Source organism: Caballeronia sp. NK8 (genome assembly GCF_018408855.1).
Classification (GTDB): domain Bacteria; phylum Pseudomonadota; class Gammaproteobacteria; order Burkholderiales; family Burkholderiaceae; genus Caballeronia.
This window is the reverse complement of the sequence record NZ_AP024323.1, coordinates 346,774-368,701: the sequence shown is the minus strand read 5'-3', so window position 1 is coordinate 368,701 and position 21,928 is coordinate 346,774. Positions and strand designations below refer to the sequence as shown.

20 protein-coding genes are annotated in these 21,928 nt (G+C 63.2%); 7 read left to right on the top strand and 13 right to left on the bottom strand.

Features of this window, described 5'->3' with window-relative positions; translation table 11 throughout:
- Nucleotides 1-11: 11 nt before the first annotated feature.
- Both NK8_RS16290 and NK8_RS16285 read right to left on the bottom strand, forming a co-directional pair.
- Nucleotides 12-1,619 (bottom strand): carboxyl transferase domain-containing protein, encoded by a 1,608-nt coding sequence (locus tag NK8_RS16290; protein WP_162067162.1) that lies wholly within the window; start codon nt 1,617-1,619, stop codon nt 12-14.
- 11 nt (nt 1,620-1,630) lie between these two features.
- Nucleotides 1,631-2,812: an isovaleryl-CoA dehydrogenase gene (locus NK8_RS16285; RefSeq protein ID WP_162067161.1), complete on the bottom strand. Its 1,182-nt coding sequence runs from the start codon at nt 2,810-2,812 to the stop codon at nt 1,631-1,633.
- A gap of 174 nt (nt 2,813-2,986) precedes the next feature.
- Here NK8_RS16285 and NK8_RS16280 point away from each other — a divergent pair, with 174 nt between their 5' ends.
- Nucleotides 2,987-3,712: a TetR/AcrR family transcriptional regulator gene (locus NK8_RS16280; RefSeq protein ID WP_213230007.1), complete on the top strand. Its 726-nt coding sequence runs from the start codon at nt 2,987-2,989 to the stop codon at nt 3,710-3,712.
- A gap of 7 nt (nt 3,713-3,719) precedes the next feature.
- On the opposite strand, the gene NK8_RS16275 is transcribed toward NK8_RS16280, so the two are convergent.
- A complete protein-coding gene (locus NK8_RS16275) occupies nt 3,720-4,616 on the bottom strand; it encodes a ferritin-like domain-containing protein (RefSeq protein ID WP_213230006.1) in 897 nt (298 codons plus the stop codon).
- 115 nt (nt 4,617-4,731) lie between these two features.
- Nucleotides 4,732-5,421: a TetR/AcrR family transcriptional regulator gene (locus NK8_RS16270; RefSeq protein ID WP_213230005.1), complete on the bottom strand. Its 690-nt coding sequence runs from the start codon at nt 5,419-5,421 to the stop codon at nt 4,732-4,734.
- Nucleotides 5,422-5,542: 121 nt separating this feature from the next.
- On the opposite strand from NK8_RS16270, the gene NK8_RS16265 reads away from it, so the two are divergent.
- The 3 genes from NK8_RS16265 (at nt 5,543) to NK8_RS16255 (ending at nt 9,374) form a co-directional block, all read left to right on the top strand.
- Nucleotides 5,543-7,069, top strand: a complete 1,527-nt coding sequence (locus NK8_RS16265; protein ID WP_213230004.1) for an MDR family MFS transporter — start codon at nt 5,543-5,545, stop codon at nt 7,067-7,069.
- Nucleotides 7,070-7,271: 202 nt separating this feature from the next.
- Nucleotides 7,272-8,066: an ABC transporter substrate-binding protein gene (locus tag NK8_RS16260; RefSeq protein WP_061174550.1), complete on the top strand. Its 795-nt coding sequence runs from the start codon at nt 7,272-7,274 to the stop codon at nt 8,064-8,066.
- Nucleotides 8,067-8,258: 192 nt separating this feature from the next.
- Nucleotides 8,259-9,374, top strand: a complete 1,116-nt coding sequence (locus tag NK8_RS16255) for a succinylglutamate desuccinylase/aspartoacylase family protein (RefSeq protein WP_213230003.1) — start codon at nt 8,259-8,261, stop codon at nt 9,372-9,374.
- A gap of 10 nt (nt 9,375-9,384) precedes the next feature.
- On the opposite strand, the gene NK8_RS16250 is transcribed toward NK8_RS16255, so the two are convergent.
- On the bottom strand, nt 9,385-9,753 hold the full coding sequence (locus tag NK8_RS16250; RefSeq protein WP_213230002.1) for a nuclear transport factor 2 family protein: 369 nt from the start codon (nt 9,751-9,753) through the stop codon (nt 9,385-9,387).
- A 210-nt stretch (nt 9,754-9,963) separates the two neighbouring features.
- Between NK8_RS16250 and NK8_RS16245 the strand changes: the two genes are divergently transcribed.
- On the top strand, nt 9,964-11,160 hold the full coding sequence (locus NK8_RS16245; protein WP_213230001.1) for a porin: 1,197 nt from the start codon (nt 9,964-9,966) through the stop codon (nt 11,158-11,160).
- Between the two features lie 91 nt (nt 11,161-11,251).
- Here NK8_RS16245 and NK8_RS16240 read toward each other — a convergent pair whose 3' ends face one another.
- The 4 genes from NK8_RS16240 to NK8_RS16225 all read right to left on the bottom strand — a co-directional run bounded on the left by NK8_RS16240 (nt 11,252) and on the right by NK8_RS16225 (nt 15,161).
- Entirely contained in the window at nt 11,252-12,313 is a 1,062-nt protein-coding gene (locus tag NK8_RS16240; RefSeq protein ID WP_213230000.1) for an alkene reductase, read from the bottom strand.
- A 57-nt stretch (nt 12,314-12,370) separates the two neighbouring features.
- The gene (locus tag NK8_RS16235) at nt 12,371-12,676 is read right to left on the bottom strand and encodes a helix-turn-helix transcriptional regulator (protein ID WP_213229999.1); all 306 of its coding nucleotides are present in this window, start codon (nt 12,674-12,676) and stop codon (nt 12,371-12,373) included.
- A 103-nt stretch (nt 12,677-12,779) separates the two neighbouring features.
- The gene (locus NK8_RS16230) at nt 12,780-13,748 is read right to left on the bottom strand and encodes a 2-hydroxyacid dehydrogenase (protein ID WP_213229998.1); all 969 of its coding nucleotides are present in this window, start codon (nt 13,746-13,748) and stop codon (nt 12,780-12,782) included.
- A gap of 57 nt (nt 13,749-13,805) precedes the next feature.
- The gene (locus NK8_RS16225) at nt 13,806-15,161 is read right to left on the bottom strand and encodes an MFS transporter (RefSeq protein WP_225936312.1); all 1,356 of its coding nucleotides are present in this window, start codon (nt 15,159-15,161) and stop codon (nt 13,806-13,808) included.
- Nucleotides 15,162-15,245: 84 nt separating this feature from the next.
- On the opposite strand from NK8_RS16225, the gene NK8_RS16220 reads away from it, so the two are divergent.
- Together NK8_RS16220 and NK8_RS16215 are read left to right on the top strand one after the other, a co-directional pair.
- Entirely contained in the window at nt 15,246-16,424 is a 1,179-nt protein-coding gene (locus NK8_RS16220) for a citrate synthase family protein (RefSeq protein ID WP_225936311.1), read from the top strand.
- Between the two features lies 1 nt (nt 16,425).
- Nucleotides 16,426-17,301, top strand: a complete 876-nt coding sequence (locus tag NK8_RS16215) for a VOC family protein (RefSeq protein ID WP_213229994.1) — start codon at nt 16,426-16,428, stop codon at nt 17,299-17,301.
- Nucleotides 17,302-17,310: 9 nt separating this feature from the next.
- Here the strand turns inward: NK8_RS16215 and NK8_RS16210 are convergent, their stop codons facing one another.
- The 4 genes from NK8_RS16210 to NK8_RS16195 are packed head-to-tail and all read right to left on the bottom strand — an operon-like array spanning nt 17,311 to nt 21,808.
- Nucleotides 17,311-18,183 (bottom strand): sugar phosphate isomerase/epimerase, encoded by an 873-nt coding sequence (locus NK8_RS16210; RefSeq protein ID WP_213229992.1) that lies wholly within the window; start codon nt 18,181-18,183, stop codon nt 17,311-17,313.
- Between the two features lie 37 nt (nt 18,184-18,220).
- A complete protein-coding gene (locus NK8_RS16205) occupies nt 18,221-19,762 on the bottom strand; it encodes a sugar ABC transporter ATP-binding protein (protein ID WP_213229989.1) in 1,542 nt (513 codons plus the stop codon).
- Between the two features lie 60 nt (nt 19,763-19,822).
- Nucleotides 19,823-20,770 (bottom strand): sugar-binding protein, encoded by a 948-nt coding sequence (locus NK8_RS16200; protein ID WP_162067145.1) that lies wholly within the window; start codon nt 20,768-20,770, stop codon nt 19,823-19,825.
- A 33-nt stretch (nt 20,771-20,803) separates the two neighbouring features.
- Nucleotides 20,804-21,808: an ABC transporter permease gene (locus tag NK8_RS16195; protein WP_162067144.1), complete on the bottom strand. Its 1,005-nt coding sequence runs from the start codon at nt 21,806-21,808 to the stop codon at nt 20,804-20,806.
- Between the last annotated feature and the right edge of the window lie 120 nt (nt 21,809-21,928).

Genomic DNA, 21,928 nt, shown 5'->3' with positions numbered 1-21,928 from the left:
ACGTCCGTGGGTCACATGCGGAACACGCCGAAACGCGTGTCTTCGATGGGTGCGTTCAATGTCGCGGCAAGACCGAGACCGAGCACGTCGCGTGTCTGGGCGGGGTCGATCACGCCGTCATCCCACAGACGCGCGCTCGCGTAGTACGGATGCCCTTGCGCCTCGTATTGATCGCGGATCGGCGCCTTGAACGCTTCCTCTTCTTCCTTCGACCACGTGCCGCCCTTCTTCTCGATGCCGTCGCGCCGCACCGTCGCGAGCACGGATGCCGCCTGCTCGCCGCCCATCACCGAGATGCGCGCGTTCGGCCACATCCACAGGAAGCGCGGCGAATACGCGCGGCCGCACATGCCGTAATTGCCCGCACCGAACGAGCCGCCGATGATCACCGTGAACTTCGGCACCTTCGCGGTCGCAACGGCCGTCACCATCTTCGCGCCATTGCGCGCGATGCCTTCGTTTTCGTACTTGCGGCCAACCATGAAGCCCGTGATGTTCTGCAGGAACACCAGCGGAATCTTGCGTTGTGCGCACAGTTCGATGAAATGCGCGCCCTTGAGCGCCGACTCGCTGAACAGAATGCCGTTGTTCGCGACGATGCCTACCGGATGCCCCCAGATATGCGCGAAGCCGCAGACGAGCGTGGTGCCGTAGCGCGCCTTGAACTCGTCGAAAGCGGAATCGTCGACGATGCGCGCGATCACTTCGCGCACGTCGAAGGGCTTGCGCGTATCGACGGGAATCACGCCGTAGACGCTCTGCGGGTCGTAGCGCGGCGGCAGCGGCTCTTTCAATGCGAGCGTCGGCGTCTTCACGCGATTCAGATTGCCGACGATGCTGCGCGCAATGCCGAGCGCGTGCGCATCGTTTTGCGCGAGATGATCGACGACGCCGGACAGACGCGTATGCACGTCGCCGCCGCCGAGATCCTCGGCGCTGACTTCTTCGCCCGTCGCCGCCTTGACCAGCGGCGGGCCGCCCAGAAAGATCGTGCCTTGATTCTTCACGATGATCGATTCATCGCTCATCGCGGGCACGTATGCGCCGCCCGCGGTGCACGAGCCCATCACCACCGCGATCTGCGCGATGCCCTGCGCCGAAAGATTCGCCTGGTTGTAGAAAATGCGGCCGAAGTGATCGCGGTCGGGAAACACGTCGTCCTGATTCGGCAGGTTCGCGCCGCCCGAATCGACGAGATACACGCACGGCAGGCGGTTCTGCTCGGCGATTTCCTGCGCGCGCAAATGCTTCTTCACGGTGACGGGATAGTACGTGCCGCCCTTGACTGTCGCGTCGTTGCACACGACCACGCACTCCTGCCCCGCGATGCGCCCGATGCCCGTGATGATGCCCGCGCCCGGCGCGTCGTCGTTGTACATGCCGTACGCCGCGAGTTGCGACAGTTCGAGAAACGGCGTGCCCGGATCGAGCAGTTGCGCGATGCGATCACGCGGCAACAGCTTGTTGCGCGACACATGCCGATCGCGCGCGGCCTGTCCGCCGCCTTCCGCGATCTTCGCGATTTTCTCTTTGAGGTCCGCGACGAGCGCGTCGAGCGCTTGCACGTTGGTGCGGAATTCCTCGCCGCGCGGATTCAGTTTCGATTCGATGATCGCCATGTCGCGCGCCCTCAAGCCGTCTCGGCAAACAGTTCGCGGCCAATCAGCATGCGGCGGATCTCGCTCGTGCCCGCGCCGATCTCATAGAGCTTCGCGTCGCGCCACAGACGGCCGACCGGATACTCGTTGATATAGCCATTGCCGCCGAGAATCTGAATCGCTTCGCCCGCCATCCACGTCGCCTTTTCGGCGGTGTAGAGAATCACGCCCGCGCAGTCCTTGCGCACCTGACGCACGTGGCCCGAGCCGAGCGTGTCGAGCTGGCGGCCGACCGCGTAGAGATACGCGCGGCAGGCTTGCAGCGTCGAGTACATGTCGGCGACCTTGCCCTGAATCAGCTGGAACTCGCCGATCGCCTGGCCGAACTGCTTGCGGTCGTGGATATACGGCACGACCGCGTCCATGCACGCGAGCATGATGCCGGTCGGGCCGCCCGCGAGCACCGCGCGCTCGTAGTCGAGGCCGCTCATCAGCACCTTCGTGCCGCCGTTCAGTTGACCGAGGATATTCTCCTTCGGCACTTCGACGTTCTCGAACACGAGTTCGCCGGTATGCGAGCCGCGCATGCCGAGCTTGTCGAGCTTCTGCGCGACGGAAAAGCCCTTCATGCCCTTCTCGACGATGAACGCCGTGATGCCGCGCGGGCCGGCTTCGATGTCCGTCTTCGCGTACACGACAAGCGTGTCGCAGTCCGGGCCGTTGGTGATCCACATCTTCGTGCCGTTGAGCACGTAGTGATCGCCCTTTTCCTCGGCGCGCAGCTTCATGCTGACGACGTCGGAACCCGCGTTCGGCTCGCTCATCGCGAGCGCGCCGATGTGCTCGCCCGACACCAGCTTCGGCAGATACTTCTGCTTTTGCGCTTCCGTGCCGTTGCGATGAATCTGGTTCACGCACAGATTCGAATGCGCGCCATACGACAGACCCACCGACGCCGACGCGCGCGAGATCTCTTCCATCGCGACCATGTGCGCGGTGTAGCCCATGTTCGCGCCGCCGTATTCCTCGGAGACGGTCATGCCGAGCACGCCGAGGTCGCCGAACTTCTTCCAGAGGTCCATCGGGAACTGGTCGGAGTGGTCGATTTCGCCCGCGCGCGGTGCGATTTCCTTCGCCGCGAAATTGGCGAGCGAGTCGCGCAACATGTCGATGTCTTCGCCCAACGCGAAATTCAGGCCGGGTACGGTGCTCATGGGGTCGTCTCCTCCAAATGCGATGTTTTCGGTGCGCCCTGAAATTTGAGTTTCACTCACACAGGGCAACAAACCATGGGATGGGGCAATTTCACGCTCAAATCGCCTAGCCGTCAATAGATTTTTGAGCTACGCTCACATTTAGTTCAAACGCTCATCGCCACGCCCTTGCCCATGTCGACGCAAACCACCGCCACCGGCCGCCGCGCGCCCGCCGGGGTCAAATCGCAGCAGCGCGTGAAAGACATCCTGCAGGCGGGCCGCGACGTCTTCGCCGAAAAGGGCTACGACGCCGCGACGAGCGCCGAGATCGCGCAGCGCGCGGGCATTTCGGAAGCGACCGTATTCAGCTATTTCAGCGGCAAGCGCGAGTTGTGCGCGCGCGTGATCGCGGACTGGTATGACGAAATCATCAATGCGTTCGAAACCGGCCTTCCGCGTGACGGCACCGTGAGACAGCAGTTCGCGTTCATCGTCCGGACGCACATGCGGCTGATGCTGATGAACGGCACCGGGCTTTGCGCGCTGGTGCTGTCGGAGGGGCGCACGAAGCAGCACGATCTGTCGGATACGTTGACCGAGTTGCAGCGCCGCTATACCGCCCCGCTGATGGACGTGCTCGCGCGCGGCCAGGCGCTCGGACACGTGCGCAACGATGTGCCGCTGCGCCTTTTGCGCTCGCTCGTCTTCGGTCCGATGGAACACGTCCTGTGGGACGCGACACTCGCGAAACGCCGCCTGAGTCAGACTCAGATCGAGACGACGGCGAATGAACTGGTGGAAGTGTTGTGGACGGCGCTGCAACCGCCGAACGCGCAACTGGCGGCGCTTGCGCAGTTCCGGCAGGACGTCGAGGAAGCGTCACGGCGGTTCGACGCGGCGTCGAAACCGGCGGAGTGAGTGCGGCTTATTTCCTGATGAAGCGCAGCGCGAGGCGCGCGAGTTTCGGCACGGTCACCGGACGCAAGAGGCGCGCATCGTAGCCGCCCATGCGGCGGTCGTCTTCGGCGAGACACAATTCGATCAATGAGCGAACCGATACCTCGCCCGCCACCGAATCGCTGACGTTCGCGGGAAAATTGGCGTCCTGCGCGGCGCCGCTCTTGTCGAAGCCGCGCGCCAGCGAGATGCGATCGCGGATCAGCGAGAACCACACGCTCGCGGTCTTCGCCAGAAACCACGGCTTGCGATACCACGGCAGGTTGCGCCGATACCACGCGACCCAGTTCGCGAAGAAAAGAATGTGGCGCGCTTCTTCCTGAATCACTGGCTCGAAGGTTTCGACAAGCGCTTCGGGAAAGTATCCGGACTGCCGCGCCGCCTCGAAAAGACCGAACGCAAAGAAACTGTCGATGCACTCGCTGTATCCCGTGAGCATCCACGCGCGCAGCGGATCGGCGGGCGCGGGGTACGGCGGCTCGGGCGCAAGCGCGATCCCGTACGCTTCCACCAGCTTCGACAGCACCAGCTTGTGACGCGCTTCTTCGCCGCCGTTCATGCGCAGCGCTTCGCGCAACTGCGCATCGTCGATGGTGCCCGCGTAGGTCGCCACGCGAATCGACGCGCGCCCTTCCGTCTGCACGGCGATGTCCCAGATCGGCAGCGAGGTCACGCGCTTCAACGCGGCCGGATCGAGCTTCGGCCAGTCGATGACGGCGGGCTTGTACGGGTTGTGCGTCGTCAGCAGCATCTCGCAGAACATCCGCTTGTGCAGGTCCGAACCGACCGGAATCTTCCCCGTCGACCGGTACGTCCAGTTGCGCATCGCATGATCTGCTTCGACTGTGTTGAGCGTATCGGACATATTCGAATATTGGCGGCCGATTAGGTACGTTTTGCGGATTTTGGCACAGGAAGCGCTGATTGGCAGCATCGGCGTAAGGAAGCGCATCGACGACCATCAAGAAGGCACTTCGCCCTCAATACGGCTGAATCCCGTTCATCAACAAAGCGACGACGTGCCGCGCGAGCTGCTCCGAGCCGACCGTGTGCTCGCCCTCCCCGCGCCAGCGCGAGGTCGCGAGCGGAAACACGGCCAGGCCGAACAGCGACGCGAACACGAGCGACGGCTCCAGCGCCGGATTCAGCTTGCCTTCCTTCTGCCAGCCGGCGATGCGCTCGATCGCGCGCTCCTTGTGCGCGTCGCCGAAGCGCTCGGCCATGCGCTGGCGCAGCAAGCCGCCTTCGCTGATCATTTCGCGGACCCATAACGCCGCGAACCACGGATACCGTTCGACCGTCGCGACGAGCGTTTCCACGAAAGCACGCAGCGTTTCGACTGGCTCGGAATGCGGATCGTTGAACACGCGCGCGAGTTCCGCGCGCAACGGCACGAAGCGCTCGTCGATCAGCATGTCGAGCAACTGATCGCGCGTCTTGAAGTAATAGTGGACCATCGCCGGCGTGACGCCTGCCTCGCGCGCGATCGCGCCGAGCGTCGTCTCGCCGATGCCCTGCCGCGCAAACAGTTCGAGCGCGATATCCAGCAATTGCGTGCGCGCCTGTTCGCCGTGCGCCCCGCTCGGCCGCCCAGGCCGGCGGCCGGGCCGCTTACCCGCCGCCGCGCTCCCCGACGCGCCCGCGCCCGTGTCCATCACGTCGTTTGCCATATAAGAATTTGACTAGCTTCGTCCACTCGACTATATTAACTTTCACGTTAATTAATTACAATCCACGTGATGAAACGGGCCGTTCGCCCGGCCGTGGATTCGTACCGCTCCAGCACTCAACATGACATCTTTGCATCAAACCGCCGTCGCGGGCGAGCAAGCGCCCGACGAAACCGGCATCGCAGCGAAACCGCCCATCCGGCTGCTGTTCACGGCGCTTCTGCTCGTGATGCTGCTCGGCGCGCTCGATCAGACCATCGTGTCCACCGCGCTGCCGACCATCGTCGGCGATCTCGGCGGGCTCGAGAATCTCTCGTGGGTCGTCACGTCCTATCTGCTCAGCTCGACGATCGTCGTGCCGCTCTACGGCAAGTTCGGCGACCAGTTCGGCCGCAAGGTCGTGCTTCAGGCGTCGATCCTGATCTTTCTCGCCGGCTCGATACTCTGCGGCATCGCGCAGAACATGACGCAGCTGATCGCGTTGCGCGCCCTCCAGGGTCTGGGCGGCGGCGGACTCATGGTCATCACGATGGCCGCCATCGCCGATGTCATCCCGCCCGCCGAACGCGGCCGCTTCCAGGGTCTCTTCGGCGGCGTGTACGGGCTGGCCACGGTCGTCGGTCCGTTGCTCGGCGGCTTTCTCGTCGAGCATCTGTCGTGGCGCTGGATCTTCTACATCAACCTGCCGCTCGGCGTGATCGCGCTCGCGGTGATCCAGCTCGTCTTCAAGCCGCATACCGCGCATGTGAATCATCGCGTGGACTATATGGGCGCGGGCTTTCTCGCGGCGGCGCTCACCTGCATCATCCTGTTCACGAGCGAGGGCGGCACGCTGCTGCCGTGGAGCTCGCCGCAACTCTGGGGCACGCTGCTGCTCGGACTCGTGTGCCTCGGCGGCTTCGTCTACGAGGAACGCATCGCCGCCGAGCCGATCATGCCGCTCTCGCTCTTCAAGGAGCGCACTTTCGTGCTCGCGGGTCTGATCGGCTTCATCGTCGGCTGCGCGCTGTTCGGCGCGGTCACGTTCCTGCCGCTCTATTTGCAGGTCGTGAAAGGTTCGACGCCATCGCAGGCCGGCCTGCAGATCACGCCGATGATGGGCGGCGTGCTGCTTTCGTCGATCGTGAGCGGGCGCGTCATCAGCAAGATCGGCAAGTATCGCTTCTTCCCGATCGCGGGCACGGCGTGCGTAGCCGTCGCGATGCTGCTGCTCTCGACGCTCAGCCTCGACACGCCGCTCTCCATCATGAACATCTACATGGCGCTGCTCGGCCTCGGGCTCGGCATGGTGATGCAGGTGCTCGTGCTCGCGGTGCAGAACGTCGTCGAATTCCGGCTGATGGGCGTGGCCACGTCGAGCGCGACGCTGTTCCGTTCGATCGGCGGCTCGGTCGGCGTGGCGGCGTTCGGCGCGATCTTTTCAAATAGCCTGCACTCGCGCCTCGAAAAGCTCGTGCCGGCGGGCACGGAGTTGCCGCAATCGCTCGGGCCGCAGGCGGTCGCGCATCTGCCGCCCGCCTTGCACGACGACTATCTGCATGCGTTCGCGGGCTCGATGCACACGGTCTATCTCGTTGCCGCGTGCGTGGCGCTCATCGCGTTCGGGCTGTCGTGGTTCCTGAAGGATCATCCGTTGAGAAAGCGCTGAACGGTCACGCGAAGAGAGGAAAAGCTCTAAAGCCCTTGCTATCGGGGCTTTTACTAGCTCCCGAACTATTTTGGCTTGGTAACCTTCTGCCGATTCTGCGCGGACACGATCCGCCGAATGACATGCGCCGGCTCAACGACGCGCCGGACGCCCGGACACGAGACCTTCCGGGCTGAACTGACCACCTTCTGGAGTTAAAACAGTGAAGAAACTGCTCGCGGCACTGACGATGTCCCTTCTGGCCGCCACGTCGCTCACCGCCGTCACGGCTGCTCAGGCGAAGGACTATTCGACGATCCGCTTCGGTGTCGACGCAAGCTATCCGCCGTTCGAATCGAAAGGTTCCGACGGCAAGCTGGTCGGTTTCGACATCGATCTCGGCAATGAGATCTGCTCGCGCCTGAAGGCGAAATGCGTGTGGGTGGAGAACGATTTCGACGGCATGATCCCCGCGCTCAAGGCGAAGAAGTTCGACGGCGTGCTCTCGTCGATGTCGATGACACCGCAACGCGCCGAGCAGATCGCCTTCTCGAGCAAGCTGTTCAACACGCCGACGCGTCTCGTCGCCAAGAAAGGCAGCAACATCCTGCCGACGGCTGACAGCCTGAAGGGCAAGAACGTCGGCGTCGAACAGGGCACGATCCAGGAAACCTACGCGAAGACCTACTGGGCGCCGAAGGGCGTGACGGTCACGCCGTACCAGAACCAGGATCAGGTCTATGCCGATCTGACCTCGGGCCGCCTCGACGCCGCCCTGCAGGACGCCGTGCAGGCTGAAATCGGCTTCCTGAAGACGCCGCGCGGCGCTGGCTACGACTTCGCGGGCAAGAACATCGACGATCCGAAGACGCTCGGCAACGGCGCTGGCATCGGTCTGCGCAAGGAAGACACCGACCTGAAGGCGAAGATCGACAAGGCGATCGCCGACATCATCAAGGACGGCACCTACAAGAAGATCGAGAAGAAGTACTTCGACTTCGACGTGTACGGCGGCTGAGCCGAACACCCGGCCCTGACCGGCTGACGGACGGGCTCCGCGCTCAAGGGCGCGGAGCCCGTTTTGCTTTTGGGCGCCCGGCGCGCGGATTTCGGCTAAGATCGAACGTCCGGTAGGACGCTGACGGACGGAGACACCGCGGCGCCCGGCAATTCCCAGAGGCAAGACACGCGCATCGCGCGCGCGACCAACATGCAAACCAGAATCCATCCCCTGATCTCGCCGACGCTCGGCACTTCCCGCAACATCACGAGCTTTCACTACGGCCCCGGCGGCGGCCAGAAAATCTATATCCAGTCCTCGCTGCACGCGGACGAGCTGCCCGGCATGCTCGTCGCGTGGCGTCTGCGCCGTCAGCTCGCGGAACTCGAAGCCGCCGGCAAACTGCGCGGCGAAGTGGTGATCGTGCCGGTGCCGAATCCGATCGGCCTCTCGCAGCATCTGCACGGCACGCTGATGGGCCGTTTCGAAACCAACAGCGGCCACAATTTCAACCGCAATTTCTACGATCTCGCCGCGCTGATCGCGCCGCGCATCGAGGCGCGCCTCGGCAAGGACGCCGACGCGAACAAGCTCGCCGTGCGCGCCGCGATGAAAGAAGCGCTCGACGAACAGACCCCGCACACCGAACTCGAATCGCAACGCCTTGCGTTGCAGAAGCTGTCCTTCGACGCCGATGTCGTGCTCGACCTGCACTGCGATCTCGACGCCGCGCTGCATCTCTACACGAACCCGGAAATCTGGGCGGAAGTGGAGCCGCTCGCGCGCTATCTCGACGCAAAGGCGTCGCTGCTCGCGCTGAATTCGGTCGGCAATCCGTTCGACGAAATTCACAGCTTCTGCTGGTCGGACTTGCGCCAGCGTTACGGCGAGCGTTTCCCGCTGCCGAACGGCGGCATCTCGGTGACGGTCGAACTGCGCAGCCAGCACGACGTGTCGTATGAACTCGCGGAGAAAGACGCGCAGGCGATCGTCAACTACATGATCCATCGCGGCGTGATCGATGCGCCCGTGCCGGAGCTGCCGCCGCTCGCGTACCCCGCGACGCCGCTCGCGGGCGCCGAACCGATCGTCGCGCCGGCGTCGGGCGTGCTCGTGTTCCGCGCGCAGGTCGGCGCGTTCATCGAAGCGGGCGAAGCCATCGCCGATATCGTCGATCCGCTCAACGACACCGTCACCACGCTCAAATGCACGACCTCGGGCGTGATGTACGCGCGGCACATCACGCGCTTCGCGACCGCCGGGCTCGAAGTGGCGCGCATCGCGGGTGCGAAGGCGTATCGGACCGGCTCGCTGCTGTCGGCCTGAAAGCGGTTTTCTAGAACGGCGCGAGGCCGCACTGCGCGGCCACGACGCGCCATGTCCCGCCGACCTCGCCCCACGTTCGCGTGTAGCGCAAGCTGCCCGCGAACGGCGCGCCCGCGAACGTTCCGGAAAGCGCCACACGCGTCACGGTGACAGCGAAACTGCCGTACACGCGCACGCTCTGCTCCTCCACGTCCAGCTTCTCGATGCGCTGCATGCCGTAACGATGCCCGTTCAGATCGTCGGCCTTCGACCACACTTTGCCGGTCGCGTCGACGAAGCTGAGGTCGTCGGCCAATAGCGCATCGAGCGCGGCGACATCCGACGCCACCATCGCCTGCTTCAGGCGCGCTTCCAGTTCGCGGATTCCTTGCTCGTCCATGATTTCGCTCGCGTGTCATCGAACCGCAAGCATACCGTGCCCGTTCGGCGGTGTTGTACGCGCGACACACGGCAAGCCGTTTGAAAGCACTGTCACATTTCTTTCTTCAGTCATCGCTACATTTGCGCCCGTCGACGCCACGCGCCGTCAGAGCGCGACGCACCGCACACCGTCAACAACCACACCGCGAACCAACTCACGGAGCATGTTTTGAAGAAGAATCTCTTGGCGACCGCCGCGCTCGCCGCCTTTGCCGCCCTCGCAGCCACCTCCGCTCATGCGCAAAGCAGCGTCACGCTGTACGGCATCATCGACGCCGGCATCAGCTACGTGAACAACAGCTCCACCAGCCCGACGCGCGCCGGCGACTCCCTCGTGAAATACGACGACGGCGTTGCGCAAGGCAGCCGCTGGGGCCTGAAAGGCGCCGAGGATCTCGGCGGCGGCCTGAAGGCAATCTTCACGTTGGAAAACGGCTTCAACAGCGGCACCGGCGCGCTCGGTCAGGGCGGCGCGGAATTCGGCCGTCAGGCATTCGTCGGTCTCTCGAAGAACGACGTCGGCTCGCTGACCTTCGGTCGTCAATACAGCTTCAGCACCGACTACCTCGGCTCGAATTATTCGATCGGCGGCCAGACCGTCGCGGGTAACTACGCGTACCACATGAACGACTTCGACCAGTTGACGTCGAGCCGTATCAACAACGCGGTGAAGTTCTCGAGCGCGAACTTCTACGGCTTCACGTTCGGTGCGATGTACGGCTTCTCGAACACGGCCGGCGCGTTCGCGGGCTCGCCCAACACGACGGTCGGCACCACGACGACTCCGGGTTCGTCGCGCGCCTACAGCTTCGGCCTGAACTACAAGGCGGGCCCGTTCGGCATCGGCGCCGCTTACACGGACATCCGCTATCCGACGGCTGCGACGCCGGCCTTCAGCTCGACGATCGCCAACATCAACACGACCGGCACGACCAACAACGCGAAGGACCTGCGCACCTTCGGCATCGGCGCGAACTACGCGTTCGGCGCGGCGACGGTCTTCGGCCTGTGGACGAACACGCGCTTCGAGCCGATCGTCGGTTCGAGCTCGCGTCTGAACGCGTTCGACATCGGCGGCAAGTACGCGTTCACGTCCGCGATCACGGCTGGCCTCGGCTACACGTACATGGACATGTACGACAACTTCAAGGGCCACTGGCACCAGATCGACGCGAGCTTCGACTACGCGTTGAGCAAGCGCACCGACGTGTACGCGCTCGCGGTCTATCAGAAGGCGTCGGGCTCGAACAACGGCGTGGAGAATCAGGCGTCGATCGGATCGTCCTCGTCGAGCTACTTCGGCACGTCGGGACTGGGCGACAACAACCAGCTCGCGTTCCGCGTGGGCATCCGCCACAAGTTCTGAGCTTCGGTTTCCGAAACGTCACGTATCGCCATAAACAAAAACAGCGGCCTCGGCCGCTGTTTTTGTTTCGAAGCGCAGACTTCGAAGTACGTCATTCCGCCGTTTCGAGCAACGGATAATCCGTGTAGCCCTGCGCGCCGGGCGCGTAGAACGTCGATGTATCCCAGTCATTGAGACCGGCATCGAGTTCGAAGCGGCGCACGAGATCCGCATTCGCGATGAACGGCTTGCCCCACGCGACCGCATCCGCATCGCCGCGCGCGATGATTGCTTCGGCGCTCGTCTTCGAAAAGCCTTCGTTCACGATATACACGCCACCGAATGCCTTCTTCAGTTGCGGTCCGAGGCTGTCCGCGGCTTCATGCTCGCGCGCCGCGATGAACGCGATCTTGCGACGGCCGAGCTCGCGCGCCACATAGCCAAAGGTCGCGGCGCGATCGCTGTCGCCCATCGTGTGCGAATCCGCGCGCGGCGCGAGATGCACGCCGACACGATCCGCGCCCCACACGTCGATACACTGGTCGACGATTTCGAGCAGCAGACGCGCACGGTTTTCGATCGGGCCGCCGTAGACATCGGTGCGCTTGTTGGTGCTGTCCTGCAGGAACTGGTCGAGCAGATAGCCGTTCGCGCCGTGCACTTCGACGCCGTCGAAGCCCGCGCGCTTCGCATTCTCCGCGCCCTTGCGGAACGCCGCGACCACGCCGGCGATTTCGTCGAGTTCGAGCGCGCGCGGCGTCACGAACGGACGCTGCGGGCGCACGAGGCTCACGTGGCCGCCCGCCGCGATCGCGCTCGGCGCCACCGGCAGTTCGCCGTTCAGAAACAGCGGATCCGAAATACGGCCCACGTGCCACAGCTGCAGGAAGATCTTGCCGCCGGCTTCGTGCACGGCCTTCGTCACGCGCTTCCAGCCTTCCACTTGCTCGTCGGACCAGATGCCCGGCGTGTCCGCGTAGCCGACGCCTTGCGGCGTGACCGAGGTCGCCTCGCTCAGAATGAGACCGGCCGATGCGCGGTCCGCGTAGTACTGAGCCATCAGCGCATTGGGCACGCGTTCGACGCCTGCGCGCTGACGCGTGAGCGGCGCCATGATGATGCGGTTCTTGAGCGTGAGTACGCCAACCTTGAGCGGATCGAAGAGTGTCGACATGAATTGGTGTCCTAATGAAATTGAAAGCAGCCCATCACCGAAAGGAAAGCCAGCCGCTCAGAGCGTGTTCATCGAATCGCGGAACGCCTGAATGACCGCCTCGTCGCGCTTGAAGAACACCCATTGTCCGACGCGCTTCGTGGTGACGAGTCCGGCTTTGTGCAAGGTCGCGAGATGCGCGGAAACGGTCGACTGCGACATGCCGCAGCGTCCATCGATCTGGCCCGCGCAGACGCCATGCAGCAACGGCAGTTCCTGATTCGGGAAATGTCGTTCCGGCTCCTTCAGCCATTCGAGAATCTCACGGCGAAGGGGGTTGGCGAGGGCCTTGTGAATTGCGTCGATGTCCATTTCGTTGCTCATGCGTCTGACGAACGGAAAGCGTGGCCTTCCGAATCGTCTTGAGGCGAAGTATATATCGGAAACTTCCGATATGCAAATCGCAGCGCATGTGCCCTGGAAAACCTCAGCCGGCGCGTTCCAGTTCAGCGTCGACGACCGCCCTGTCGCGCGGCCCATTGATATCGAAGTGCTTCGCCAACGCATCGACGACATTTTCCGCCATGGCGCGACGCGTCTCTTCCGTTCCGGAACCGATATGCGGTGTAAGCACCAGCCTGCGATCACGGATGAGCGCCTCGGGAACGTCGGGTTCGTGCTCGAACACGTCGAGCGCGGCGCCCGCCAGCTTGTTCGCTGCAAGCGCCGCGATGAGCGCGCGTTCATCGACGACCGGACCGCGCGCGATGTTCACGAGGAATCCCTCGGGCCCGAGCGCATCGATGACCTTCGCGTCGATCAGATGATGGGTCGCGGGCGAAAGCGGGCACGTGAGGATCAGCATGTCGCTGTCTCGCGCGAGCCGTACGACGTCGTCGTAGTACGGCATATCGACGGCCTTGCGGCTGGGACCGAAGTACGCGAGCTTCGAACCGAACGCCCGCAACCGCTGCGCGATGGCCGAGCCGATGGTGCCCAGCCCCACGATGCCGACCTTCATGCGCGAGATGGACCGGCCCAGCCGGTAATGCCCTTGCACGGGCCACTGCCCCGAGCGAACGTAGGCGTCCGCATTGACGAAGTCGCGCGTGACCGCGAGCGCCAGTCCGACCGCCGCATTGGCCACGTCTTCGGCCAGAATGTGCGAGGTATTCTCGATGCGGATGCCGCGCGCGCGCGTCGCCTGAATGTCCACGTTATCCAGTCCCGCGCTGTAGCTCGAGATGATCTCCAGCGCGGGCAGCGCATCGAGGAATGCCGTATCGATCTTCGTTTTACGCAGCGCGATGCCGCGAACCTTGCTGCCGTGTTCGTTCAGAAATGCGCCGATGGCTGAAGGATCGCGCGGAAGATCGAGCACGGTAAATAGCGCTCTGAGTTCGGCGTGCGTCCATTCGGGCAATTCTGCCGCATTGAGGATGATCGGCTTGGTCATGGTTCGGATTCGGTGATGACGTTATGCAAAGACACAGGGCGAAGCGTGGAACTGCGATCAACTCATCCTGACGCGCTCGATCTTGCCCATGAAAAACAGATAGACGATGGCCGCCACGAGGCAATGCGCGGCGACGAAGTAGAGTCCGACAGTGTAGCCGCCCGTCGCCTGCACGATATAGCCGAAGGCGATCGGCGTCACGATGCCGCCGATATTCCCGATGCAATTGAAGATCGCGCCGGCCAGCCCGACTGCCTCGCGCGGAGCCGTGTCGCTGACAACGGCCCACGTCCCCGCGCCAGCGGCCGCGCCCTTGCCGAAGAAGGCCAGCGTCATCAGCAGAACGATCGCGATATTGCTTTCGGTGACGGCAGACAGAACGAGGCTGCAACCCATCGTCATGCCGACGATATACGGCGTCTTGCGGGCCCACGACACGCTCCATCCGCGACGAATGAGCCAGTCGGAGATCGTGCCGCCCGCAATGCCGCCGAGGAAGCCCGCCACGGCCGGCACCATCGTCGCGAAACCGGCCTGCATCACGTTCATGCCGCGTGCCTGAACGAGGTAGATCGGAAACCAGGTGATGAAGAAATAGCTCAGCGCGATAGTGCAATACTGCCCGATATACGCGCACCACAGCATGCGATTGGCGAGCAGCACGCGCATCACGCCGGACGAGACCGGGGGGCGCGACTTGAGCTCGTGCTTCGAGTCGATATCGACCATCGCGCCACCTGCGATGATGTGATCGAGTTCGCTGCTCGACACGCGCGGATGATTGCGCGGCTCGTACATGACGACGGCCCATACGCCCGCCGCCGCGATGCCGATCACGCCCAGCGCGATGAACGGAGCGGGCCAGCCGAAGCGCGACGTGAGCCATCCCGCGAACGGCGAAAAGATCGCCACGGCGAAATACGATGCCGATGCGAACAACGACGTGGCAAGGCCGCGTTCTTCCTTGGGAAACCACATGACCGCGACGCGACTGTTGGCGGGAAAGCTCGGCGCTTCGATCAGCCCGAGCGCGAAGCGCAGCGCGAACAAGAGCCCGAGCGCAACCGAGAGATCCGACGTGACGTTGCCGATGAAGCCAACGAGCATTGTCGCGATGGACCACAGGACCAGCGTCGCGCCGTACATGGTCTTGGTGCCGAAGCGGTCGAGCAGCAAACCGCCCGGTATCTGGCCGACGACATACGCCCAGCTGAAGGCCGACAGCACATAGCCCAATTGCACGTGATTCAGGCCGAACTGCTTCGATATGCCGGGACCCGCGATCGACAGGATGGCGCGATCCGCGTAGGCCACCGTGGCCAGCAAAAGGATCATCGCGAGGATCGAATAGCGCGTGCGCGTCGTGCGGGTTGTCGTGCTCGCTATATACTGGGTCGTTCGCTCTGTAGCCACCGATATCTCCTGTTTCATGCCCCTGAACGCGGCGGGGCTGATTTATGTCTCGCATTACACCGACGCCATGGACGACCGTCAATCTTGATTGATTCGATCAACGTGAAGCACTGGATGACTCAGGAAGAGGCCTGCGAAGCCCTGAATGTGCGCAAGCAGACGCTCTACGCCTATGTCAGCCGCGGTCAGATCGAAGTCCAGGGCGACCCGCAGCACGCGAACCGCAATCTGTATCGCGCGGCGGATATCGCGGCGCTCGTGAAGAAACGCAGCCTCGGACGAGCGCGCAAGAACATCGCGGCCAGCACGATGGCCTGGGGCGAGCCGATCATCGATACGAGCATCTCCACGATCGTGCGCGGGCGGCTTTACTATCGCGGCCAGGATGCGGTGCGACTGGCTGCATCGGCGACGCTGGAACAGATCGCGCAGTTGCTATGGAACATGGACGAGCCGCCGCGCTTTCCTTCCTTCGCGCCGATACCGTTCGATGGACCGGTGAGCGCACGTGTCTATGCCGCGTTGGCTCATTCAGCGGCGAGCGATCGGATGGAATCCGCATGCGATGGCGCGGAACGCGTGGCGCGGGCCGCCGCGCTCGTCGGCCGCCTCGCCAGCAATTTCGTCGAACTGCGTTTGGATGAGGATTCGTTGCATCTGCGGATCGCGGATGCATGGGGCGTCCCGCATCATGCGGATCTGCTGCGCCGCGTGTTGGTTCTGCTGGCCGATCAGGAACTCACGAGTTCGTCATTCGCGGCGCGCGTGGCCGCATCGACGGGGGCGTCGCTCGGGGCGAGCATGATCGCGGGACTCGCCGCCTTCTCCGGCCCGATGCATGGCAACGCGATCGTGCGCGTGCGCGAATTCATGGATGATGCGAAGCGCTCGGGTACCGCAGCCGCGGTGCAGAGACGGATCTCGGCTGGCGATGCGTTGCCCGGCTTCGGACACGAGCTCTATCCGCAGGGCGATCCGCGCGCGGCCGATCTCCTGTCTGCCTTCGATGCGCCCGACGCGGCGCGCGAACTGATCGACTGCGTCGAACGATCGACGGGCAAGCTGCCCGCCATCGACATGGCGCTCGCCGCGCTGGTCGAGCATTGCGAGCTTCCGGAGGGCGCGGCGTTTGCGCTGTTCTCCATCGCGCGGAGTGTCGGCTGGATGGCTCATTCGATCGAACAGAGCACGGAAGGAACCTTGCTGCGGCCGCGAGCGCACTATGTCGGGCCTGCTGTCATCGAAAACTCTGGAGGGCCATGAGATGCATCGCTTCGATTACGCGCACGAGGATATCGGCAATCTCGTGCTGCTCGAACACGTCAACCTCACGATACCGGATCAGCGTCTGGCCACCGCGTTCTATGTCAGCGCGCTCGGACTGACGCGCGATCCTTATCTGATGACCGGCGTGAGCAACATGTGGATCAACATAGGCCGGTCGCAGATCCATCTTCCGCACGGCAATGCGCAGCGCCTGCGAGGACAGGTCGGGCTGATCGTGGGGGAGCGCGAATCGCTCCTGAAACGGCTGCGGGAAGTTCAGCCCGTGCTCGCGCAGACCGGCTTCGGATGGGCCGAGCGCGAGGATCGCGTCGAGGTAACCTGCCCGTGGGGCAATCGTTACGATTGTCTCGATCCGGACGCATCCGAAGCGCGCGCCCCGTGGTCAGGCATCGACCTCGGTATGGCTTACGTGCGGCTCGACGTCCCGGTCGGATGCGCCGCCGCGATTTCCGCGTTCTACAAGGAAATGTTCAATGCGTCCGTCGAAATCCGCGAAGAACACGACGCCCGACAGGCGGTCATCGGCATCGGCAGACATCAGCAGCTCATCTATGCCGAAACGCCCACCGCCAGTCCGGACTACGACGGGCATCACATCCAGATTTACGTCGCCGATTTTTCCGGGCCCTACGCGCGACTCGCCGCGCACGGACTGACTTATGGCGAGGAGGCTCATCAATATCGGTTCCGGCGGCTAATCGATCTTGCAGGCGATGCGCCATGCTTCGAACTGGAGCATGAGGTGCGCAGCCTGCGCCATCCGCTTTACGCGAGACCGCTGGTGAACCGGAATCCGGAGAACAGCAACCGGAACTTCAGGGCGAACGAGGAGACGCGACGCGGCGCCTTTTAGCTCGCGCACTCAAGCCAGTTTGCCGCGAACGAACTGCAGGGAGCGGCGAGCGCGCTCGTCCATCTGCTCGTCCGTCGCGCCATTCGACATGTCGCGCCAGACGCCCACGGCACGGCTCACGGAGCCGCCCTTGCGCATGAAGGGCTCCATGACGATGGTCCCGCCGTAGTCGATTTCCTTCAGCGCGCCGAAGATTTCGTCCCACGGCAGACGGCCCTCTCCAGGCGGCAGGCGGTTCGCTTCACCGAGATGAAAGTGCCCGAGCTTACCCTTGCACGCGAGGATCGCATCGCGGAAGGAACTCTCCTCGATGTTCATGTGAAACGTGTCGAGTTGCACCTTGCAAGCCGGATTGTCCACAGCATCGGCGAACGCAAGCGCTTCCCTGGCGTCGTTGCATAGCCATTGCTCGAAGCGGTTCACCACCTCCAGCGCATAGATGATCCCGTAGTCCTCGGCCACCTTGATGACGCGGCGCACGCTGTCGATCGCGCGGTCGACATACGGACGCTTGTCCTTCATGTCGAGCGGCGGCGACTGCGGCCATGCGCAGAACGTGAGGCCGGCGAACACCGGTGCGCCGAGCATGTGGCAATCATCGAGCAGACGCTTCACGTACTCGGTGCCGGCGTCGCGCACGCTCTGTTCCGGCGACGCGAAGTCATACTCGGATTTCAGCCCGATGCAGCACATCACCGTGAGGCCCAGATCGTCGGCGACCGTTTTCAGCTCGCGCTTCTTTGCATCCGGAAGATTGTGGAACTCGCCAAGCGAGATTTCCATCATGTCGAAGCCGAGTCCCGCGATGCGCTTCGCCGTCGCTGGAAAGTCGACCATCCATTCAGTCGACCAGTAGGTGTAGAACATGCCAACTTTATTCACGGTGAAGTTCCTTTAACGAGACCATCACGAAGTTAGTTCAGGAAACGAATCCAGTCGGCTTGACTTCCGGATGAGCCGGGTCGGCATGTTCGAGCGCGGCCAGCGACATGATTCGCTCCTCCGATGCTTCGTCGAAGCCAACCTCGCCGACCAGTTGCCCCGCTCGCATGACCAGAATACGGTCCGAGATGGTAAGAATCTCAGGCAGGTCGCTCGAGATCACGAGAATCGCCAGTCCGTCGTGCGCGAGTTCTCGCATCAGCGCGTAGATTTCTGCTTTCGTCGTGACATCGACGCCTCGTGTCGGCTCATCCACGATGAGCACGCGCGGTTTCGACGCCAGCCATTTCGCCAGCACGACCTTTTGCTGATTGCCGCCGCTCAAGAGCCGCACCAACTGTTCGACTGTCGGCGTTTTGATCTTGAACCGTCCGACGTAGGTGTCGATCAGACGGGACTCCTGCATGGGCCGCACGACAGGTCCTTTCGACAGGCGTCCGAGTCCGAGGGCAGCGAGAGAAAGATTGCTGCCGACTGACATGCCGAGGACCAGCCCCTGGTCCTTGCGGTCTTCGGGCGCGAGCGCAATGCCGAGCTTCATCGCATCGCGCGGTCTGGAAATCTTGACGGGCTTGCCTTCGACGGAGACGGTCCCGTGCTTCGGCGGCGGGGCCCCGAAGATCCCCATCGCCACTTCCGAGCGGCCCGCTCCGATCAGACCCGCGAGCCCGACGATTTCGCCCTGGCGAAGCGAGAACGAGACGTCGCGATAGCGATGGTCATCGCCGAGACCTTGCACCGATAGCACGACAGGCTTGCCGGCGTGCTCTGGCCGTACGCGCTTCACCTCCGCGAGGTCACGGCCAACCATGAGGCGGACCACTTCATCCGGCGACGTATCGGCAAGCCGCGCGGTTCGCACGTGCTTGCCGTCCCGCAGGACGGTTACGGCGTCACAGTTGTCGAACACCTCACGCATCCGGTGCGAGATGTACAGAATGGTCACGCCGCGGTCCCGCAACTCGTGAACCACCTTGAAGAGCGTCAGAGAGTCGGCTTCGGACAGGCTCGATGTCGGCTCGTCCAGAATGAGCAGGCGCGGCTCATGAATCAGCGCCTTGCAGATTTCGATGAGCTGTTGCTGTGCGATGGTCAGATCGCCCAGACGCGTATCGGGGTCGAGCGAGATGCCCAGCCGCTTCATGGCAGCCCGCGCCTTGTCCAGCAACGTGCCGCGGTCGACCAGCACGCGGGCCATGCGCGGCTCGGTGCCGAGGAATATGTTCTCGGCGATGGTCATGTTCGAAGCCAGCATCAGCTCCTGGAAGACGATCGAAATACCCTTCTTCGCTGCGTCGCGCGTATTGGTGAACTCGACTTCCTGTCCGTCGAAGATGAGCCGGCCCGAAGTCGGCGAATGCGCCCCGGCGATGACCTGCATCAACGTCGACTTTCCGGCTCCGTTCTCGCCCATGATGGCGTGCACGGTCCCTGCCTCGACGCTGAAGGAGACCTCTTGCAGCGCCTTGACACCCGGATAGGTCTTGGTGATCTGCTCAACGCTCAATAGAACGGTCATGGCGGCACTCTTCGCAAGGAAAGCATGGGACCGGGAACATCCCGGTCCCGCACGGACGGATTACTTGCCGCCGACGAACTTGTCCACGTTGGACGAATTCACGATATCGACACCGGTATCCGTGACCGGCGGAATCTTTCCGCCCTTGGAAAGTTCATCGAGCTGTTTCACCGACTCGATGCCCATCGCGAGCGGTCGCTGGCCGATCAGCGTGGTCGCGTAACCCTCCTTGAGCAGCTTGACCTGCGACGGCAACGTGTCGAACGAGACGATCACGAACTTGCCCGCCTTGATATCGGCTGCCTTGTTCTTGACGGCGCGAATGTAGGCCTCAGGCGCGAACATCGGCCAGCCGCCTGCGAAGAAGATACCGTCGAGCTTGGGGTTCTTCGCGAGAATGTCCTGAATCAACTGCACCGCCGTGCTGGAGTCGTCGTTGCATGCGAAGGGCGAACCCGAAACCTCCTTGAAGTTGCCGTCGAGCTTGGACTTGAAGCCCTTGATGCGCTCATTCAGATTCGCGGCGGACAGGCCACCGGTCAGGATCGCGTAGGTGCCGCCCTTCGGAAGCGCCTTCGCGAATGCTTCGCCGGCGGCCACTCCGCCCGCCTCGTTGTTCGTGCCGATGAACGCGGCCCGCTTGGACTTCGGCGCATCGGAATCGAATGTGACGATCGGGATGTTCTTCGCCACGGCAGCACTAATGACGTTACTGATGGAGTCGGCGTTATTCGGCGCAATCGCGATACCCGCGACCTTCTTGGTAATCAGGTCTCTTACGATCCGACCTTGCTCGGCGTCATCGAGTTGCGCCGGGCCCGTGAACAGGCACTCCGCGCCGAGTTTCGCGGCCTCCTCCTTGCAGCCTTTCTCCGCGTCGGCGTAGAAAGCGACGCCGAGCGCCTTCGGCACGACGGCGAAAACCTTCTTGTCGGCTGCGTGCGCTTGCGTGATGCCGAGCCCGAACAGGACGGCGGCGGCTACTGCACTGATCATGGTGCGTGTCATGGTCTTCTCCAAGGATTGTTATGGCTACAGCGCTCATCGACGTCGCCAGACGCCTTTTCTGAGTTGATCGATAAAGACGGCAAGCACGATGACAGAACCGACGAACACCCCTTGCCAATAAGCGTCCGTTCCCAGCAAGACGAGACCATTGCGCAGCACTTCGAGAATCACCGTGCCGACGAACACGCCGATCACGGTGCCTTCGCCGCCGGACAGGGCCGTGCCGCCGATCACCGCCGCCGCAATGACACTCAGCTCTTTACCCAGCCCCTGATTGGAAATCGCGGACGACAGGTAGCTCACTTCGATGATGCCCGCGACACCCGCGAGGACAGAGGACATGATGTAGACGCTCATCTTCAGCCGGTCCACGTTCAGGCCGGTGAGCATCGCGGCGCGTTCGTTACCGCCGACCGCATAGAGCTGGCGGCCGTAGACCGTTCTCTTGAGCACGATCGCCGCGATGATCGCCAGCACCACGAAGATGATGAAGGGAACCGGCAAGTCGAGGAAGTCGCCGCCGCCGAGTGCGAAGAACGCGTCACCGTCGGGGCGGAAGCCGTCGATTGCCTTGCCGCGCGTGATGATGAGCGCGAGCGCACGTGCGATGCTCATGGTGGCGAGCGTCGGAACGAACGGCAGCATGCGCAGCTTGGTCACGCAGAAGCCGTTGAAGAAGCCAACGGCGGCGCAAATGAGCAGCGTGAGCGCGCACGCCGGAACCACACCCATGCCCGCTTGCATCATCGCGGCGGACGCCACCGCCGCAAGCCCCCACACGCTGCCGACCGAAAGGTCGATCCCGCCAGTAATCATTACCGCAGCCTGACCCAGCACGACGATGCCGATGAATGACAGATTGCGCGCGTCATTGAGCAGGTTGCCTTTACTGGCGAAGTCCGGCGCGAAAATCGATAGCAGCACCACCATGATGACCAGCGCGCCAACGATGCCGGTCTCACGCGAGTGCATGAGCTGAGTCGCGAAACCCTTGCGGGGCCTCGGCTGCTCACTTTTGTCCACGGTCACTTTGCTCATGTCGCCTCCAAGTAAGCCTCTGAGCTCGCCATGGGGAGGGCAAGCCTCTTTTACCGTGAAAAATTCTAGTGACGAGTCGAAAGCCCAACAAAGCGGGTTTTCCCTGCACAGGTATGAAGG